17 protein-coding genes are annotated in these 17849 nt (G+C 67.0%); 8 read left to right on the forward strand and 9 right to left on the reverse strand.

The window, feature by feature from the left end; all coding sequences use genetic code 11:
• The first annotated feature begins 46 nt into the window (after positions 1 to 46).
• Genes J2S73_RS00210 through J2S73_RS00230 form a run of 5 tightly spaced genes read left to right on the forward strand, consistent with a single transcriptional unit; the run spans position 47 to position 4860 of the window.
• Positions 47 to 1024, forward strand: coding sequence for a TRAP transporter substrate-binding protein (locus J2S73_RS00210; RefSeq protein WP_306883407.1), 978 nt, complete (start codon positions 47 to 49; stop codon positions 1022 to 1024).
• Complete coding sequence (locus tag J2S73_RS00215) at positions 1021 to 1581, forward strand: TRAP transporter small permease (protein ID WP_306883408.1); 561 nt, start codon at positions 1021 to 1023, stop codon at positions 1579 to 1581. The genes J2S73_RS00210 and J2S73_RS00215 overlap by 4 nt, the downstream gene beginning before the upstream one ends.
• Positions 1578 to 3032, forward strand: coding sequence for a M81 family metallopeptidase (locus J2S73_RS00220; protein ID WP_306883409.1), 1455 nt, complete (start codon positions 1578 to 1580; stop codon positions 3030 to 3032). The genes J2S73_RS00215 and J2S73_RS00220 overlap by 4 nt, the downstream gene beginning before the upstream one ends.
• A complete protein-coding gene (locus tag J2S73_RS00225; protein WP_306883410.1) occupies positions 3029 to 3883 on the forward strand; it encodes an alpha/beta fold hydrolase in 855 nt (284 codons plus the stop codon). Before J2S73_RS00220 ends, J2S73_RS00225 begins: the two co-directional genes overlap by 4 nt.
• The gene (locus J2S73_RS00230; RefSeq protein ID WP_306883411.1) at positions 3880 to 4860 is read left to right on the forward strand and encodes an ornithine cyclodeaminase family protein; all 981 of its coding nucleotides are present in this window, start codon (positions 3880 to 3882) and stop codon (positions 4858 to 4860) included. Before J2S73_RS00225 ends, J2S73_RS00230 begins: the two co-directional genes overlap by 4 nt.
• A 75-nt stretch (positions 4861 to 4935) precedes the next feature.
• On the opposite strand, the gene J2S73_RS00235 is transcribed toward J2S73_RS00230, so the two are convergent.
• From J2S73_RS00235 to dctP, 3 genes are all read right to left on the reverse strand, one after another.
• A complete protein-coding gene (locus J2S73_RS00235) occupies positions 4936 to 6240 on the reverse strand; it encodes a TRAP transporter large permease (RefSeq protein ID WP_306883412.1) in 1305 nt (434 codons plus the stop codon).
• Positions 6237 to 6785, reverse strand: coding sequence for a TRAP transporter small permease (locus J2S73_RS00240; RefSeq protein WP_306883413.1), 549 nt, complete (start codon positions 6783 to 6785; stop codon positions 6237 to 6239). The genes J2S73_RS00235 and J2S73_RS00240 overlap by 4 nt, the downstream gene beginning before the upstream one ends.
• 104 nt (positions 6786 to 6889) lie before the next feature.
• Positions 6890 to 7930, reverse strand: coding sequence for a TRAP transporter substrate-binding protein DctP (gene dctP / locus J2S73_RS00245; protein WP_306883414.1), 1041 nt, complete (start codon positions 7928 to 7930; stop codon positions 6890 to 6892).
• Between the two features lie 372 nt (positions 7931 to 8302).
• Here dctP and J2S73_RS00250 point away from each other — a divergent pair, with 372 nt between their 5' ends.
• Positions 8303 to 9676, forward strand: coding sequence for an MFS transporter (locus J2S73_RS00250; protein ID WP_306883415.1), 1374 nt, complete (start codon positions 8303 to 8305; stop codon positions 9674 to 9676).
• 109 nt (positions 9677 to 9785) lie between these two features.
• Positions 9786 to 10913, forward strand: coding sequence for a family 8 glycosyl hydrolase (locus J2S73_RS00255; RefSeq protein ID WP_306883416.1), 1128 nt, complete (start codon positions 9786 to 9788; stop codon positions 10911 to 10913).
• Between the two features lie 19 nt (positions 10914 to 10932).
• Here J2S73_RS00255 and J2S73_RS00260 read toward each other — a convergent pair whose 3' ends face one another.
• The 6 genes from J2S73_RS00260 to J2S73_RS00285 all read right to left on the reverse strand — a co-directional run bounded on the left by J2S73_RS00260 (position 10933) and on the right by J2S73_RS00285 (position 16522).
• Complete coding sequence (locus J2S73_RS00260) at positions 10933 to 11883, reverse strand: NAD-dependent epimerase/dehydratase family protein (protein ID WP_306883417.1); 951 nt, start codon at positions 11881 to 11883, stop codon at positions 10933 to 10935.
• On the reverse strand, positions 11880 to 12323 hold the full coding sequence (locus tag J2S73_RS00265) for a cupin domain-containing protein (protein ID WP_306883418.1): 444 nt from the start codon (positions 12321 to 12323) through the stop codon (positions 11880 to 11882). The genes J2S73_RS00260 and J2S73_RS00265 overlap by 4 nt, the downstream gene beginning before the upstream one ends.
• A complete protein-coding gene (rfbG, locus tag J2S73_RS00270; RefSeq protein ID WP_306883419.1) occupies positions 12320 to 13393 on the reverse strand; it encodes a CDP-glucose 4,6-dehydratase in 1074 nt (357 codons plus the stop codon). The genes J2S73_RS00265 and rfbG overlap by 4 nt, the downstream gene beginning before the upstream one ends.
• Entirely contained in the window at positions 13386 to 14204 is an 819-nt protein-coding gene (gene rfbF, locus J2S73_RS00275; protein WP_306883420.1) for a glucose-1-phosphate cytidylyltransferase, read from the reverse strand. Before rfbF ends, rfbG begins: the two co-directional genes overlap by 8 nt.
• A 2-nt stretch (positions 14205 to 14206) precedes the next feature.
• Positions 14207 to 15424 (reverse strand): MFS transporter, encoded by a 1218-nt coding sequence (locus tag J2S73_RS00280; protein WP_306883421.1) that lies wholly within the window; start codon positions 15422 to 15424, stop codon positions 14207 to 14209.
• Positions 15425 to 15565: 141 nt separating this feature from the next.
• Positions 15566 to 16522, reverse strand: a complete 957-nt coding sequence (locus J2S73_RS00285) for a hypothetical protein (protein WP_306883422.1) — start codon at positions 16520 to 16522, stop codon at positions 15566 to 15568.
• A gap of 346 nt (positions 16523 to 16868) precedes the next feature.
• Between J2S73_RS00285 and J2S73_RS00290 the strand changes: the two genes are divergently transcribed.
• A complete protein-coding gene (locus J2S73_RS00290; protein WP_306883423.1) occupies positions 16869 to 17786 on the forward strand; it encodes a LysR substrate-binding domain-containing protein in 918 nt (305 codons plus the stop codon).
• Positions 17787 to 17849: the final 63 nt, after the last annotated feature.

Genomic DNA, 17849 nt, shown 5'->3' on the forward strand with positions numbered 1-17849 from the left:
CGCCGCCGGACCGATCATAAAAACCAAGGGGAACAGGAGAACCAACATGCAGATGACCCGTCTTGCCGCCGCGGCGGCCCTTGCCGCCGCCCTCTCGGCGTCCGGCCCGGCCTTCGCCCAGATCAAGGTCGCCCTGGACAGTCCGCCCAGCGTGGAGGAGTCCGGCAGCTACGCCTGGGCGAACGCCTTCACGACATATCTGAACGCCAACGGCCTGGAGGCCGAGGAATACGAGCGCGGTGCGCTCGGTGGCGACGACGAACTGTTTGACCAGGTCTCCCAGGGGCTCCTGGAGGTGTCGATGTCGCCGCTCGGCATCACGACCTCCGTCGACGATCTCATCTACGGCCTGCGCCTTCCCTACTTCTTCGAAAGCATGGAGGAGGTCGACCGCGCGCTCTACGAGGGCGGCATGCTGGAGAAGATCAACGAGAAGCTGACGCCCAGCGGCGTGCGCGTGCTGGCCGTCGATACGGTCGGTCAGCCGGTCGGCATCTTCAACACCAAGCATCCCGTCAATCAGATGTCGGACATGTCGGACCTGCGCATGCGCGCGCTCGATGAGAGCCAGATCGAGCTCTACAAGGCCTGGGGCACGACCGGCACGATCGTCAGCTGGGCGGAGGTGCCGAACGCGCTTCAGACGGGTGTCGCCGACGGCTATCTGAACCCGCCGATCGTGCCGCTGCTGTTCGGCCACACCGACTTCATCAAGTACTTCACCGACGCGAAGATCTCGCCCTCGCTGCGCGTCGCGATCGCCTCTGAGGACTGGTACCAGGGGCTGTCCGACGCCGACCGCAAGACCGTCGATGCCGCCGTCGAGGCGGCCAACAAGGCCAACCGGGACTGGCTGAAGCAGCAGGGCGGCACCTTCGACCGGCTGAAGGAGGCCGGCGTTGAGATCACCGAGCTGTCGCCGGAGGCCCGGGAAGCGTTCGAAAAGGCGTCCGCCACGACCTATGACAGCGGGCTGTTGACCGCCGAACAGGTCGAAATGTGGAAAGCCGCGAAGGGCGAGTGAGGCGCGTGCGGGCGGTCGCCACTCTCACCCGTCTCTCCGACGGTCTCAATCGGCTGGCGCTGATCGGGGCCGTGCTCGCACTCGTCGTGATGGCGGGGTCGGCGGGCTATCAGGTGATCGCCCGTTACATCTTTGATTCGCCGCCGATCTGGACCGAGGAGCTGGCGCGAAGGGCCATGGTGTGGGCCGGCATGCTGGGGGCCTCGGTCGCCTTCCACGAGCGGTCGGATCCGACGCTGTTTCCAGGGCTGGCCCGAACCGTCGGCAATCTCGGCCGGCTTCTGGCGGTGATCCGGGGTGTCGGCGTCACCGTCTTCGCGCTGCCGGTGCTCTACTATTCGCTGTTCGGACCGAACTGGACCCTTGCCCGCGGCTTTCTCGGGCGCAGCCTCGGCCGCGAGGCGGAAATGCTCGCCGTGCCGATGATCTGGTTCACCGCGGCGGTGCCCGCGGCTTTCCTGATCATCCTGGTCCACCTCGCCGCCTCCCTCACTCAGTATCTTGTAACCGGTGCCCCGCCCGACGAGCGGCACCATGCCGAAGACGAGCCCGCATGAAGATTTTTCTCGCCAGCGTCTCCACCGAGACGAATTCGTTCTCGCCGTTGCCGACCGGTCACCTGAGCTTCGAGGAGGGAGCGATCGCCCATGGGGATGCCTCCCGGCACCCGGTCCAGTACTGGTCGGCCCAGATGAAGATCTGGCGGGATGCGGCCGAGGCCAAGGGATGGGAGGTCGTCGAAAGCCTGACCGCCCACGCCCAGCCGGCCGGGCCGACGGTGCAATCCGTCTACGAGGCCTTCCGCGAGGAGATCCTGACCGACCTGAAGGCCGCGCTGCCGGTGGACGTGATCCTGCTGTCGCTGCACGGGGCGATGATCGCGACCCGCACCGACGACTGCGAGGGCGACCTGATCGCCCACTGCCGTGAGGTGGCCGGACCGGACACGGTGATCGGCGGTCTGCTCGATCCCCACAGCCACCTGACCGAGGCCATGGTCGAGAAGGCCACGCTTCTGGTGGCCTACAAGGAATATCCGCACGTCGACATTCCCGATCGGGCCGACGACCTGTTCCGACTTGCCGCCGACGCCGCCGAAGGCCGGACGCACCCGGTCATGCGCGATTTCGACTGCCGCATGATCCACGCGCTGCACACGCCCTTCGAACCCATGCGGGGGTTCGTCGACACCCTGCTCGATCGCGAGACGGAAGACGGCATCCTGTCGCTCTCGCTGATCCACGGCTTTCCGTGGGGCGACCACCCGCGCGGCGGGGCGCGGATGCTGGCCACCACCGACGGCGATCCGGAGAAGGCGGCCACTCTTGCCGAGGAACTCGGCCGCCACCTCTTCTCGCTGCGGACCGAGATCGCGCGGCCGTACCCGGACATCGCGGGGGCGCTCGACCGGGTGGAGGCGGCGACCGCGGGACCGGTGGTGCTGGCCGATACCGCCGACAACGCCGGCGGCGGCGCGCCGAGCGACGCGACCTTCCTGCTGCGCGCCATTCTGGAGCGCGGGATGACCGGCATCGCGACCGGCGTCTACTGGGACCCGGTGGCGGTGCGCATCTGCCGGGAAGCGGGCGAGGGGGCGACGCTGATGCTGCGCCTCGGCGGCAAGTGCGGTCCCATGTCGGGCGACCCGCTCGACCTGGAGGTGACGGTGAAGAAGCTCGCCAGCGGGCTGACCCAGCGCTTCGGCAAGCTGGAGTCCGCGCTCGGCGAAACGGTCTGGCTCGAATGCCGGGGCGTCGACATCGTGATCAACGACAACCGCACCCAGACCTTCCATCCTCAGGCCTTCGAAGGTCTCGGCATCGATCTATCGACGCGCAAGGCGGTCTGCGTGAAGTCGTCCCAGCACTTCTATGCGGGCTTCGAGCCGATCGCCTCGGAGGTGATCCACGTGGCGACGCCGGGCGCGATCACCCCGGACTATGCCAACATCCCCTACACACGGCGCGCGCCGACCTACTGGCCCAAAGTGGAGAACCCGTTCGCATGACCAATTCGCTGATCGCCGATCGCGACGCGTTTTCCCGCGAGCATCCCGAAGCCCGCGACGATCTCAACGGACGCGACTGGGGTGTTCTGGAGGTTGGAGACAGGGGTCCGGCGCTCCTGCTCGTGCCCGGCACCCTTGGCCGGGGCGACATCTTCTGGCAGCAGATGCGCGCGCTGATGGACCGGGTCCGGATCGTTGCCGTGAGCTATCCGGCAACCGGCGGTGTCGACGAGTGGGCCGACGATCTGGCCACGCTCCTGGACCGGCGCGGGATCGACCGCGCCACCGTGCTCGGCTCGTCGCTCGGCGGTCTGCTCGTCCAGTTTCTCGCGGCACGCCATCCCGACAAGGTCGAGCGGCTGTTGCCGGCGAACACGCTGGTGTCCACCGATGCCGCCCGCTCTCGGCCGCCCTACACGTCGGATCTCGACACCGCGCCCATCGAGGAACTGCGCGCCGGGTTCGCGATCGGCCTCGGCCAGTGGGGCGCCACTCATCCCGAGCAGGCGGACCTGGTGGAGCTGCTCCTCGGCGAGGTGTCGGGCCGCATCTCGGAGCCGGAACTCAGATCCCGGCTGAAGGGCATCAAGACCGCGCCGCCGCGGCCTGATCTCCCGTTTCCAAAGGACCGGATCGCGACGATCGAGGGCGACGACGATCCGCTGATCACCGCCGAGATACGGGAAGAGGCGCGCGCGCTGCTGCAGCCGGGGACTGCCTACCACTTCAGCTGGGGCGGTCATTTCCCCTATGTCGTGCGGCCTGACCTCTACGTGTCGCTTCTGGAAACCGAACTCGGCCTGCCGCTGACCGGCGAGGCCTGGGGCGAGGGAGCGGTGCGGGTCAAATGATCGTTCTTTCCGAAACCGATATCGCCGGCCTGCTGCCCATGACCGCGGCGATCGACATCGTCGCGGACGCGATGATCACGGTCTCCAACGGCGGCGCGACCTTGCCGCTGCGCACGATCATGCCCGTCGGCGGGGCGAACAAGCTCGGCATGATGCCCGGCGCGATGACCGATCCCGCCACCTACGGCATCAAGCTCGTCTGCCTGTTTCCCGACAATCCCGCCTCGGGCTACTCCTCGCATCAAGGCGCCATGGTCCTGTTCGAGCCGGAGCACGGGGCGGCCGTCGCGATGATGAACGCGGGGCATCTGACCGCCGTGCGCACCGCCGCCGCAAGCGGCGTGGCCACGCGGGCGCTCGCCCGCGCCGACGCCTCGGTGCTGGCAATCGTCGGAACCGGCGAGCAGGCGGTCCATCATCTCGATGCCATGGCCGCCGTCCGGCCGATCCGCGAGGTCCGCGTCGTGGGCCGCCGGGCGGAGCGTGCCGAGGCGTTCGTGGCCGAGGCCCGCGCCCGCCATCCGGCACTGGCGTTTTCCGCCGGGACCGACGTCCGGGCCGCGGTCGACGGCGCCCACATCGTCTGCACGGTGACCTCCTCGGAGACGCCGGTCCTGTTCGGCGACTGGATCGGGCCCGGCACCCACGTCAACGCGGTCGGCGCCTCGGTACCGGTGAAGACGGAAATCGACACGGCGCTCGCCGCCAAGTCCGCGCTCTTTGCCGACTATCGCCCCTCGCTGTTCGCCCAGGCGGGCGAGGTGATCGAGGCCATCAAGACCGGTCTGTTCGGCGAGGACCATGTGCGGGCCGAGATCGGGGAAGTTCTGGCCGGCACGGCGCCCGGCCGCACGGGCGACGACGAGATCACCCTCTACCGCTCGCTCGGGATCGCGGCCCAGGATCTCGCCTGTGCCGACTTCTGCTACCGCCAGGCGCAGGCGCGGGGCATCGGCGTCGAGGCCCCTCTGGACTGAGGGACCGCTCGTCGGGCCGATCCGCGCGGACCGTTGCCGGCCCGACGGATCCGGTTCCGGTGAACGGGAAAGGCTCTAGAACCCGAACAGGCGCGGCAGGTACAGAACCACCGCCGGGAACGCCACGAGGATTCCCACCCGAACGATGTCGGCCGTGATGAAGGGCAGGATCCCCTTGATCACGGTGCCGATGCTCAGGTTCGGCGTCACCGCCTGGATGACAAACAGGTTCATGCCGATCGGCGGGGTGATCAGGCCGATTTCGGCGACGGTCACCACCAGCACGCCGAACCAGACCCCGTCGAAGCCGATGCCGGTGGCAAGCTGGTAGAGCGGCACCACCGTCAAAAGCACCATGGACAGCGCGTCCATGAAGCAGCCGAGAATGACGTAGAACACGATCACCAGCAGCACGATGCCAAGCGGCGGCAGGCCGGACGCTTGGATCGCGTCGGTCAGCACGCCGGTCAGGTTGGAGAGTTCGATAAAGTAGTTGAACAGCGACGCCCCGATCAGGATCAGGAAGATCATGCCGGTCATGCTGGCGGTTTCGGCGAGGCCCTTGACCAGGATCGCGCCCGTCAGCTTGCCACGCAGCGCCGTGATCAGGAGCGCGCCGCCGGCACCGACGGCCGCCGCCTCGGTCGGCGAGAAGATGCGGCCGTAGATGCCGCCGATGACGAGCCCGATCAGGAGCAGCGCGTCCCACACCCGCGACAGGGCGACGAGCTTCTCCCTGAACGTGAAGCGCGTGCCGGCCGGGCCCAGCTCCGGCTTGCGCATGACCTGGACCTTGACCGCCGCCATGTAGAGCACGGTGCCGATCAGCCCCGGGATCAGGGCGGCCGCGAACAGGGCGCCGATCGATTCCCCGGTCATGATCGCATAGAGGATCAGGATGATGGACGGCGGGATCAGCACGCCGAGGGTTCCGCCAGCCGCGACGGAGGCGGCGGCCAGGCTGTCGGCGTAGTTGCGCGACCGCATCTCCGGCATCGCCACCCGGCCGATCGTCGCTGCCGTGGCGAGGGAGGAACCGCAGATCGCGCCGAAACCGGCCGAGGCGCCCACGGTCGCCATGGCGATGCCGCCGCGCCAGTGGCCGATCAGAGCCTGGACGCCGGCATAGAGGTTCTTCGAGAGGCCCGAATAGGTGGCGAACACGCCCATGAAGATGAAGAGCGGCACCACCTCCATGCCGTCGTTGGCGATCGCCTCGTAGGGGAGGTTGGACAGGACATAGGTCGCGCTCGACCATCCGCCGAGCAGGATCGATCCGACCACGCCGACCAGCGCCATGGCCAGCGCGATCGGAACGCGGACCGCGATCAGGAGGATGACGGCGACAAAGCCGATCGGACCGGCAAGTTCGGGACTCAAGACGACTGCTCCGGTTGCCCGCACAGGGCGGCATCGATGGCGCGGGCCAGCGCGGCGAGCACCGCAAGACCCAGCCCCGTCATGAAGATCGCCCAGTACCAGATGATGGGCAGCTGCAGGTTCAGGGTCGTGTCGCCATAGGCGTAGTAGAGCATCGCCGCCTGCCAGGAGAGCCACAGCAGGAAGGCCATCAGCGCGGCGGAGATGACGGAAATGACGATGTCGATGACGTGGCGCAGACGCTTCGGGAACTTGTCGGCGACGATGTCCACGGTGATGTGGGCGCCCTGGGTGAAGCCGTAGGGGATCGACAGGGAGGCCGCGGCAACAAGGCACAGCTTGGTGATGTCGAAGGTGTCGACGAAGGCGCCCCCGACCAGACGGCGCCAGAGAATGTCGGCGCAGGTCAGCACGATCGCGACGATCAGCGTGGCGACCCCCGCCAGGCCCAGCCAGAACGTCACGCGCGCGAGCGCGCGGGTCGCCGTCAGGTGCATACCGCCGGTCGAACGGATGTCACCGTCCAGTTGATCGAGTTCACTCATCGCGGACGAAGGCCTCTTAAGACGCACGATGACCCTGGACCGGGTCCAGGGCCATCCGGTTGGCCGGCTCCGACAAGCGGAGCCGGGCTTTCAGTCCCGCGCGATCAGGACTGGTACTTCTGCACCAGCTCGCGGGTCTTTTCGTAGAGCTCCTGCGGGTTCTCGACGCCCTCGGACTTGAGGCTCTCCAGATAGGAGTCGATCATCGGCTCGAGCTGCTGGCGCCATTCGTCGCGCTTGGCGTCGGAGATCTCGATGACCTCCTGCCCGCGATCGATGGCGTCCTGCTTGCCGGCGGCATCCCACTTGTCCCACCAGGGGCCGATCTTGGACTGCCAGGCTTCGCCGGTGGTCTCGTCGATCAGGGTGCGGAGGTTCTCCGGCATGTTCTGATAGGTGCGCGGGTTCATCACCACGTAGAACGCGGCCGCATAGACGCGGGCGTCGGTGTGGTACTTGAGCACCTCGTTCAGCTTGATCGCGCCGACCAGGTCCCAGGTGGTGGCCACGCCGTCGATCGCGCCCTTCTGCAGCGCCTCGTAGATCTGGGAGGGCGGCATGCCGATGGCGCTCGCGCCTTCGAACTCGAGCATGGCGTTGACCGCCGGGCCGGGCGAGCGGATGCGCAGGCCCTTGAGGTCGGACAGCTCGCGGATCGGCCGGTCCACCGTGTGGAACAGCGCGCCGTGGTGGGTCATCAGACCGAGCACCTTGAAGTCGTCGTACTCACCGCCGAGCTGGTTGGTCTGGTAGAGTTCCCACAGCGCGCGGCTGCCGGCTTCGGCCCGCTCCACAACGAACGGCAGCTCGATGATGGAAGTGTGCGGGAACCGGCCGCGCGGAATGCCGGCGAGACCCAGCGCCACGTCGGTAACGCCGGCGCGGACCTGGTCGGCCTGGCGCGGCAGCTTGCCGAGCGCGCTGTTGGCGGCATGGATCTCGAAGTCGATCTGGCCGTCGGATTTCTCGCGCAGCTCCTCGGCCCAGGGGCGGAGCATGTCCACCTCGAACCCGTGCGTCGGCGGCAGGTAGTGGCTGATGTCCAGCTTGATCGTCTCGGCACGCAGAACGGCCGGCATGGCAAGCACGCCGGCGGCAGCGGCCGTTCCGGCCAGGAACGTTCTGCGGTTGGTCTTGAAGGCCATGTTCGGATCCTCCCGAGTTGGTCGCGCTCTCCGATGGTCGTCATCGGCGCACACGACTGTGGCACTCACTGGTCTGCGGGCCGGTGCGTCCTCGACGGCGGCGCGGCGGGAGCCGACTTGTCCCGGCGCGCGCCCGCGAACCTTGACCACGACCTGTTGCCCACCGGCGCGGATATTGCAACACTTGAGTCGTGCCGGATTGTCGCGTGTGCGGCGCGATTCGATCATTCCGCGCTGCAAAATGCTTTCCGCATCCCGGAATCTGGCAGATCCCGGTTGGCTGCACGCGGGACGCGCCAGCGAACATCCTCGGTGCGCGGCGCGGTCGGCGCGTTCGACCGGCCCCGATGTCCGCGGCAGGGCGGGGATCCCATGCTTCAGGTACTCGGCAACAGGACCTACCGCCACCTCTTCGCCGCGCAGGCGCTCTCCCTCGTTGGCACGGGGCTGACCACGGTCGCCCTCGCGCTGCTCGCCTACGATATCGCCGGACCGGACGCCGGGGCCGTGCTCGGCACGGCGCTCGCCCTCAAGATGATCGCTTATGTCGGCATCGCGCCGATCGCCGGTGCCTTCGCAGACCGGCTGCCACGCAGGACGTTCCTTGTCACGCTGGACCTCTGCCGGGCCGTGCTGGTGCTCCTGCTCCCTTTCGTGACCGAGGTCTGGCAGATCTACGCCCTGGTGTTCGCCTTCCAGTCCTTCTCCGCCGCCTTCACGCCGACCTTCCAGGCCACCATTCCGGACATCCTTCCCGACGAGCGGGACTATACCAACGCGCTCTCCCTCTCCCGGCTCGCCTACGATCTGGAATCCCTGATCAGCCCGATGCTGGCCGGCCTGCTCCTGAGCCTCATCAGCTTCCACTGGCTGTTCGCGGGAACGGCCATCGGCTTTCTGGCCTCCGCCGCGCTCGTGGTGTCCGTGGCATTGCCCGCCGCGCAGAGGCTGGCCCATGAAGGCGGGGTCCATGCCCGCATAACCCGCGGCATGCGGATCTATCTGAAGACCCCCCGCCTGCGCGGCCTTTTGGCGCTGAGCTTCGCCGTCTCCGCAGCCGGCGCCATGGTGATCGTCAACACCGTCGTCTATGTCCGCGATGTCCTCGGCGGCACCGATCAGGACGTGGCGGTTTATTTTGCCGCCTATGGCCTCGGCTCTATGGCTGTGGCCCTCGCCCTGCCACGCCTGTTGGACCGGCTGGTGCCGCGGACGGTGATGCTGGCGGGGGGAGCGGTGCTTGGCACCACACTGCTGGCAGCGACCGCCAACCCCTACCCGGCCGTGGCCTTCGGGCTCTGGTCGGTGCTCGGGGCCGGCGCAGCTCTGGTGCTCACCCCGTCCGGCCTCTTGTTGCGCCGCTCCGCCCACGCGGAAGACCGGCCGGCGATCTTCTCCGCTCAGTTTGCGCTGTCTCACGCGGGCTGGCTGGTCACCTATCCGGCGGCCGGCTGGATCGGTGCCCGGCTCGGGCTCGACACCGCCTTCGTGGTCATGGCGGCCGGGGCGCTTGCGGGAACGCTCGTCGCCGCCGTGCTGTGGCCCCGTCACGACCCGGAGGTGATCGAGCACGAACACGCCGAGATGCGGCACACTCATGCGCACGTTCACGACGATCATCACCAGCATGCCCACGACGGGTCGGAGAACGGAGAGCCGCATCGCCACGCGCACCGCCACGAGCCGCTGCGCCACGCCCATCCGTTCGTGATCGACGACCATCATCCGCACTGGCCGACGGGCTGACATCCGGCCAGATCAATCTCCGGATGCATTTTCCGGCGGCAGCCATTCAGGCTTTCAGACCGTCAAATGCTGCTACACTGTCAGGGCTTCGCTTTCCGGGAGGGCTGACATGTCGCGCATTCCGAGGCTGCGTTCCGTGGTGACCAGCCGACTGATCGCCTGGGCGGTGGCAGCCGTGGCGGTGGGGTCGGGGCTCGGTCCCGCACCGCTGTCGGCCCAGGACCTCTACCAGGGCCGAGTCGCCACCCGTTTGAGCCCGGAATTCTACGACTGGCACCGCTATCAGGCCACGCCCTTCTTCACCCGCTACATGAAACCGGACGGGCGCATCTTCGACCCCGAGAACGGCGGGATCAGTCACTCGGAAAGCCAGGCCTACGGCATGGCGATCGCGTTTGCCGCCGACGCACCGGAGACCTTCGATCTGGTGTGGGAGTGGACCCGCAAGACGCTGCGAAATCCCGACGGCCTGCACGCCTGGAAATACGATCCCTATCAGGGCGTCGTCGACCGCAACAACGCCACCGACGCCGACCTGATCATCGCGGCGATGCTGAGTCTCGCCGCGAAGCGCTGGAACCGGGGCGACTATCTCGCTTTTGCCGCCGAGACCGCCCAGGCGCTCGGCAACGCCGTGCTGGTCGACCATCAGGGCTACGTGGTCATGCTGCCGGGCAGGCAGGGTTTCATGCCGCCCTCACAGCCCGACGGACCCGTGATCAACCTCTCCTATTATCACTTCGACATGATGCAGATCGTGGCCGACCTCGCGCCCAACCAGCCGTGGCGTCAGGCGATCGAGGCGGGATGGGTCTTCTATGAACGGGTGCTTGCGGAGTGGAACCCGAGCGACTGGACGTCGGTCCGAGATCCGAACCATCCAGTGCCGGCGCAGAATTTCGCCAAGCGGTCCTCCTATGATGCGATCCGGGCTCCCATCAACATCCTCTCGGTGGAATGGGCGGCGCACCCGCAGATCCTCGACATCATCGACAACCGCTTTGAGCAGAACGGCGGCCTGCCCGGCATCTACGATCCCGTCAGCCGCCAGCGGACCGGAAACCTCACCAACAGCGGCTACCGGATCATCGCCGCCGCGATCGACTGCGTCGCGGACGGCAATCCGGTCCCGCTCGAGCTGCTCAACTTCCGGCCGGAGACCTATTTCGGCTCGGCGCTGCATCTGATGGTGATCCACCAGCTCTACACCAAGCACCCGAACTGCATCCGGCTGTGAGATCCGGCGCCCTTGCCGCTCAGGTGGTCGCGGAAGTGCTCTCGCTCCGGACCCAGGTTTCCACTGCTTCGCGCCAGGGAGTGGGCGACCAGCCGAGAAGCTGTCGCGCCTTGTGCGTCGACCCGACGATGATGTCGGGTTCGCCCGGCCGCATCGGCCGCGCCCCGAACCGGCAGAGCGTGGGATCGGCCCCGAGCGTGTCGGCGATCGCCAGCACCACGTCCCTGAGGGCCGGCGCCTCTCCGGAACAGACATTGAAGAGATCGAACGTCGTCCGCGGCAGGTCATCGGCCAGCGCGAGATAGAGCGCGACCACGTCCTCGACCGGCAGGACGTCGCGGCGCTGCAGACAGGGCGACAGCGCGACCTCCCGCCCGTCCCGAAGGGCGGCCGCCACCGAGGGCAGCAGCTTTTCCGGCGCCTCCAGCGGGCCGAACGGCAGAAACAGCCGGGCCACCCGGGTGGGTACTCCGGTGCGCAGCGCAAGCTGCCGCGCGAACAGGGTTTCGGTCAGTTTCGACAGGCCGTAGGGCGTCGAGGGAAGACAGGCCTCGTCCTCCGTATGCGGTGCGTCGCCGTCGGCATATTCGGACACCGTCCCGGTCACGATCACCGCACCGCCGAGCTCCACCATCGCCGCGAAGATCGGGCCGAGGGGGGCGACGTTGAGCGCATGTCCCGCCGTCAGGTCGTAATCGGCGCCGGCGTAGTTCTTCGTGTATCCGGCATGCTGAATCCAGAGATCCGGCTGCACGGTCCGCGCCCGGTCCGCGATCTCCTCCGGCCGCGTCAGGTCGAGCGGCTCAAGCGGCACGCCGGCCGCCGCAAGGCGCCGGGTCCGCTCGCCCCGGATCCCCTCCAGCATTCCCGGACGGCTGACCGCCCCGATCACCTCGTGGCCTTCTGCGCGGAAGCCGGCCGCCAGATGGTAGCCGACGAAGCTCGTGACGCCGGTGATCAGAACCTTCACGCGGCCTCCCAGCGATAGGGAATCCGGTCGGTATCCGGCGGCAGGTCGTCGCCTTCCGCCGGATCGAACGGTTCCGTGGCGCAGTTGGCGATCAGGGACTCGCCCGCCCCGATCCCCCTGAAGCCGTACCAGACGCCCGGCCGGATGGTCAGCAGACCGTAGGTCTCCCGGCCGAGCCGGAGCTCCTGCGGATCTGCGTCCGGATGCCAGAGCACGACGGCGACTTCGCCGATCGGAACCGCCAGGTTCACCGTCTTGGAGCGGTGCATGTGCCAGGCCTTCACCACCCCCTGGCGGATCGTCGAGAAGTAGATTTCGCCGAACGCCTCGAAATGGGGGTCGGTCGCGCGCAGCATGTGCAGCACGGCGCCGCGATCGTCGGGAAACTGGCGGAGCGGCCGCAACGACCACCCCGCCCCCTCTCTCGGCTCCGCGCTCATGGGCGGCCGAGCTCCTTCCATGCCCACTCGTAGGCGGCGATCTGACCGCCGGTGAACTCCGGAACATCTGCCCCGTCGTTCCACGCCCGGTACCAGCCGACGGTCTCCGCCACCGATTCCTCGTAGCCCCATACCGGCTCCCACTTCAGATAATGGCTCGCCCGGTCGGTGTTGAGCTGCAGCCAGTGGTCCTCGTGGGGCGCGTTGGGGTCGCGCTGGACCGACAGCTCGCCCGATCCCCAGATGTCGATGACCTTGCGGACCACCTCTTCGACCATCCGGTTCGCGCCATGTCCCGGCCCGAGGTTCCAGCTCTTGCAGAAGGCGTCGCCATCGTCCCCCTCCAGCTTGCGGCCGAGCAGCAGATAGCCGCCCAGGGGCTCCAGAACGTGCTGCCAGGGACGGGTCGCATCGGGGCTGCGGATGACGATGGTCTCTCCGGCCCTGAGGAAGCGGATGCAGTCGGGGATCAGTCGGTCCTTGGCCCAGTCGCCGCCGCCGATGACATTGCCCGCCCGGGTGGTCGCCGCCCGCAGCTGCCCCTTCAGGAAGGAGTTCCAGTAGGCGTCGAAGACGATCTCCGCACAGCCCTTCGAGGCACTGTAGGGATCGCGTCCGCCGAGCGTATCGGTCTCCCGGTAGCCCCACTCCCAGTCGACGTTGCGGTAGCACTTGTCGGAGGTGATGAAGACGAGCGTGCGCACGCTGTCGCTCTTCCGGATCGCCTCCAGCAGGTTCACCGCGCCGCCGACATTGGTGTCGAACGTGCCCTTGGGATCGGCATAGGCCGGACGCACCAGGGCCTGGGCGGCCAGGTGGAACACGATCTCCGGACGGACCTCGTCGATCGCCCGGCTGATGGCGTCGGCGTCGCGCAGATCGCCCTCGATGTGGCGCATCCGGTCTTTCAGCCTGAGCAGCTCGAAATGGCTGTTCTCGTAGGCCGGGGGCAGCGCGAAGCCGGAGACGTCGGCACCCAGCTCCAGCAACCAGGCGCAGAGCCAGGACCCCTTGAAGCCGGTGTGCCCGGTGACGAGAACCCGCTTGCCGCGATAGATGTCGTCAAACATCGAAGTGCCCCCGCGATTTGCGGGCGCTGCTGCTTTCCAGCGACCAGCGCTTCCAGGGCGCCTCGTCGGTGTCCCACATCTTGTTGAGATCATCGACGTCGCGCTTGGTGTCCATCGGCCGCCAGAAGCCGTTGTGCACGTAGGCCATGACCTCGCCCTCGGCGACCGCCCGCTCCAGCGGGTCGCGCTCCAGGATGGCGTCGTCGCCGTCGATGAATTCCAGGAAGCCCGGCTCCATGACGAAGAAACCGGCATTGACGTAGCCGGCGCTGTCCAGCGGCTTCTCCTGGAACGAGCGCACCAGACCGCCCTCCTCGAACTCCACGATGCCGAAGCGCGCGGCGGGCCGCGCCAGCGTCATGGTCACCAGCTTGCCGTGGCTGCGATGGAACTCGAGAAGCGCGTTGATGTCGACGTCGGACACGCCGTCGCCGTAGGTGGCCATGAAGGTCTCGTCCGCCAGCCAGCTCGACAGGCGCTTGATGCGACCGCCGGTCATGGTGTTGAGACCGGTGTCGATCAGGCCGAGCTTCCAGTTCACGCCCGGACGCTCAACGGCTCGAGACTTGCCCGTCGCCATGTCCAGGATGAAGTCGGAGTGCAGCGTCTCGTAGTTGACGAAGAAGGATTTGACGTAGTCGGCCTTGTAGCCGAGCGCCAGAAGGAACTCGTTGTGCCCGAAGTGGGAGTAGATGCTCATGATGTGCCAGAGCATCGGCAGCCCGCCGACGGGCACCATCGGCTTCGGAATATCTTCGGTGTATTCGGACAGCCGCGTTCCGAAACCTCCGGCGAGAAGTACTGTTTTCATGGTCAGCCCCTGTTTTTGCGCAGTCCAGTGAGAAGAAGGGTCGACGCGGCCATGAGAATTGCCGCGAAGACGATCGGCCCGACCGCCGCGCCGCCGGCGATGACACCGCCGGCGAGTGAGGTGAGCCCGAAGGCGAGCGCGTTGATCGACGCGGTCACGCCGAGAATGCCGCCCTCGTTGCCGTCCGCCTGGTCGGTGAAGAGCGAGATGACGGCACCGTAGGCAACGGCGACGCCGGTCGAAATCGGGATGGCGAGCAGCCACTCCCAGTGAGCACTCTGGCCGGCGGCCGCGACGGCGATGCAGACAGTGGTGACGATCATCGCGCCGAGCGCGACGGGATAGGCCGCAAACGCCTTGCGCAGCAGCGGCGTCACCACGGCGAAGCTCAGGCAGAATCCGACGCCGAGCACGCCCATGAAATAGCTGACCTCGTAGTTGCTCATCGCGAAGCGGCTGATCAGGAAGGTCGCCATGAAGAAGAAGAAGCCGCCCCAGGCCAGCTGCTGCAGCAGGAAGATCGCCGACAGCCGGCGGAGCACCGGAGAGGCCACGGCGAGCCGGAGCTCACGCACGCTGCCCAGAAAATCCAGCGGATTGTCTTCCACACGCTCCGGCGCCCCCTTGTCGGGATAGCTGGTCGCGAGCCATCCCAGCGTGACCGCCGCCAGCGCCATGACCGCCACCAGCGGCGCAATCCGGTCGAACTGGGCCGACCCGCCGAGCTGGGCCAGGACACCGGACAGAAGCGGGCCGAGCACGAAGCCAAGCGAGGAGGCCAGCAGCCCGAGATTGATGCGCGCGTCCTTGCTCTCGCGATCGCCGAGATCGGACAGGGCGGCCAGCGCAAGCGCCTGGGTCGCCGCCGTCAGGCCGCCGACGAGACGCCCGACGATCACCAGCGTCGGCGAGCCGACCTCGAATCCGATGGCGATCCCCGCGTAGCTGGCGATCAGCCCCGCGCCGCAAAGAAGCATGATCGGCAGACGCCCCTTCCGGTCGGACAGGACACCGAGGAGCGGCGCGGCGAAGAAGGTGGCGAGCGGATAGATACCAACCGCGATGCCGTAGAGGATCGACTGCAGCAGCGGGTTGTCCGACAGCGGATTGGAAGCGAGGATCGGAACGATCATCGCAAAGCCCATGGCATCGACGAACACAAGCAGGCACAGGGGCAGAAGCTGGCCGATCGGAAAAGCGCGCGTGGTCGTCTGGGTCATCAACATGCCTTTCGGGAGCCGGGCCGAGCGGCCCGCGGCCCCTTCCGACCGGCCGACGGCACACGGTCGAAGGGAAGTCTCCCGCCTCTACGGGTCATGGGGTCGTTCGATCGGTGTGCCGGCCTCCGCAATCTGTTGAGGCTAGGTGGGCTTTTCGGTCCACTCGAAGCCTGCGTCCTGCCACCGCTGAAGATGCTCCGGCTCGTCGGACGACCCGAGGCCGTAGCGCCCTTCGCGATATTTCAGGTTCATCTCGCGCGTCCCGCCCGAAGTCAGCGCGATCTGCCCGGTCTTCTTCTGCTTGAAGTCGTCGCTGGCCCGGTGGACGACGCCGAGCGGCGTGTGCGGCAGGAACGGCTCGACCAGACGATCGCGCTCGGCATCGAACTTGGGCAGCGCCTGGTGACAGACCCAGTTGCAGCGGGCGGGAAGAAGCTCCAGCCCCGCGGCCAGATCGTCATCGAGATGCTCGAAAACCTCGTAGTTCAGCGAGGCCTGCTCGATGTGGAAATTGCGGCCGTTGTGGAGGTTCTCCTCGATCCGCGTGGCCCAGCGGTCCCAAATCGGAGAGCCGGCCGGCACCGCGAAGACACCGGTGTTGAGGATCGGATAATTCCGGAATTTCTGGGCGGCCTCGGCTCCGCACAGGTCCGTGTAGACCTTCACGATGAAGGCCCGGTAGGAGTCCGCCGTGCCGTAGTTGGAGATGAAGGACCGGTCGATTTCCGGCGTGATCGCGAGCAGCCCGCGCGCCGCGCCCGCCCTGTAGAGCTCGATCGCCTCCCAGTCCTGGACCCAGGCGTCGGCGTCCATGTGCATGTAGATGTCGTGTCCCGGGAAGTAGCGGGGCAGGAGCGGGCGGGAGAGGATCGCCTTGAACGGCAGCGGCACCCCGGCTGACTCACTCAGTCCGTAGGGCCAGTCCGGAACGACGGTCTCGACGCGTTGCTCTGCGAGCCAGACCTTCTGAGGTTCGGACAGGCCCAGATCGAAGCACCCGAGCGCAATCGCCGACCCTTCGGGCTTTTCGCGAATGGAGAGCACCATTCCCTGCAGGAAATGGAAGAACTCTGCAGAAGACGCACTGACGATAATCATTTTCGCTGCCACCCCGGCGCCGGTCAGATCTTGATCTCAACGGGTGGCACCCGGCATCGTCATCGAACGATGCTGCCGTACGGCAAGCCGCAAACGCGGCCAGCTTCCCCCCATAAAGCCGTCTCTTCTTATCACCTCTCCACGACAAACAAAACAAGCCGAATGATTACGTATTCTTAATTCCGGCTGGACTGGGAATGCTTGAACAGCTCAAGACTATCGCAATCCAAAGGCGCCGACAGCCGCCCACTTGTTCCGGGGCGCGCGAAGGGCCATCGTCTGACCGTGACCGATGCGGCGAACCGCTCGGCGCGAAAGGCGGACGGCGCAGCTTCGGAAAACGGATATGAACCAGAGGCAGGTCAACGCCTTTCGCATGGTGATGCGGCACGGCTCGATCACCGCTGCGGCCCAGGCGCTGAACCTGTCGCAGCCCGCCGTCAGCCGCCTGATCGCCGATCTCGAAGCGGATCTCGGCTTTCCGCTGCTTCTGCGGCTCGGTGGCAAGGCACAGCCGACCCCGGAAGCCCACGAGTTCTTTCAGGAAGTCGAGCGCATGTTCTACGGGCTCGACCGACTGGCCCTGGTCGCCCAGGAGATCCGGGATCTCCGCCGCGCCGCCTTTCGTGTGGCCACCATGCCGATGGCCTCCTTCGACATCGTGCCGCGCGCGATGAAGCGGTTCATCGACCGCTATCAGGGCGTCAGCGTCACCCACGACGTGCACACCTCGCCGCGGATCCTTGATCTCCTCGCCTCCCATCAGATCGATCTCGGGATCGGGCAGACCCACCCGGACCGCAAGGATCTCTCGGTTCTCGCCGCCTTCCGGACCGATTGCGTCTGCGTCATGCGACCCGACAATCCGTTGGCTCAGCGCGCCGTCCTCACGCCGCAGGACCTCAAGGACGCGCCCTTGGTCGCCCTGACCCACCGCACCATCACGTCCGGCCACATGTCTCAGCGGTTCGCGGAGGCGGAAATCGTGCCCAACGTCGTGGCCGAAACCCAGCCCTCCTATTCGGCCTGCGGACTGGCCGCGCTGGGCATCGGGATCGCGATCGTCGACCCGATCACGCCTGAGATCTTCGGCCCCGCGCTGATCTCGATCCCGTTCGAACCGCGCGTCCCGTTCGACTTCCAGATCCTGAAGCCGAACGAGATGCCTCTGTCCCGTCCCGCCGACCGATTCCTCCAGGAACTCCTGGCCACGATCGCCGACCGGCCGGACTATGGGCGGCTGGTCCATAAGATTTCCACATGACCCCACCCGCGATTTGTATTTGATTTTATCTCGCAGGCACGAGTTGATACGTGCCAAACAACA

The organism is Amorphus orientalis, assembly GCF_030814015.1.
Taxonomy (GTDB): domain Bacteria; phylum Pseudomonadota; class Alphaproteobacteria; order Rhizobiales; family Amorphaceae; genus Amorphus; species Amorphus orientalis.

Excerpts from the sequence above, each read along its gene's own strand:
- J2S73_RS00210 (WP_306883407.1), top strand. The coding sequence starts at position 47 with ATGCAGATGACCCGTCTTGCCGCCGCGGCGGCCCTTGCCGCCGCCCTC.
- J2S73_RS00220 (WP_306883409.1), top strand. The coding sequence starts at position 1,578 with ATGAAGATTTTTCTCGCCAGCGTCTCCACCGAGACGAATTCGTTCTCG.
- J2S73_RS00225 (WP_306883410.1), top strand. The coding sequence starts at position 3,029 with ATGACCAATTCGCTGATCGCCGATCGCGACGCGTTTTCCCGCGAGCAT.
- J2S73_RS00230 (WP_306883411.1), top strand. The coding sequence starts at position 3,880 with ATGATCGTTCTTTCCGAAACCGATATCGCCGGCCTGCTGCCCATGACC.
- J2S73_RS00240 (WP_306883413.1), bottom strand. The coding sequence starts at position 6,785 with ATGAGTGAACTCGATCAACTGGACGGTGACATCCGTTCGACCGGCGGT.
- dctP (WP_306883414.1), bottom strand. The coding sequence starts at position 7,930 with ATGGCCTTCAAGACCAACCGCAGAACGTTCCTGGCCGGAACGGCCGCT.
- J2S73_RS00250 (WP_306883415.1), top strand. The coding sequence starts at position 8,303 with ATGCTTCAGGTACTCGGCAACAGGACCTACCGCCACCTCTTCGCCGCG.
- J2S73_RS00255 (WP_306883416.1), top strand. The coding sequence starts at position 9,786 with ATGTCGCGCATTCCGAGGCTGCGTTCCGTGGTGACCAGCCGACTGATC.
- J2S73_RS00265 (WP_306883418.1), bottom strand. The coding sequence starts at position 12,323 with ATGAGCGCGGAGCCGAGAGAGGGGGCGGGGTGGTCGTTGCGGCCGCTC.
- rfbG (WP_306883419.1), bottom strand. The coding sequence starts at position 13,393 with ATGTTTGACGACATCTATCGCGGCAAGCGGGTTCTCGTCACCGGGCAC.
- rfbF (WP_306883420.1), bottom strand. The coding sequence starts at position 14,204 with ATGAAAACAGTACTTCTCGCCGGAGGTTTCGGAACGCGGCTGTCCGAA.
- J2S73_RS00280 (WP_306883421.1), bottom strand. The coding sequence starts at position 15,424 with ATGACCCAGACGACCACGCGCGCTTTTCCGATCGGCCAGCTTCTGCCC.
- J2S73_RS00285 (WP_306883422.1), bottom strand. The coding sequence starts at position 16,522 with ATGATTATCGTCAGTGCGTCTTCTGCAGAGTTCTTCCATTTCCTGCAG.
- J2S73_RS00290 (WP_306883423.1), top strand. The coding sequence starts at position 16,869 with ATGAACCAGAGGCAGGTCAACGCCTTTCGCATGGTGATGCGGCACGGC.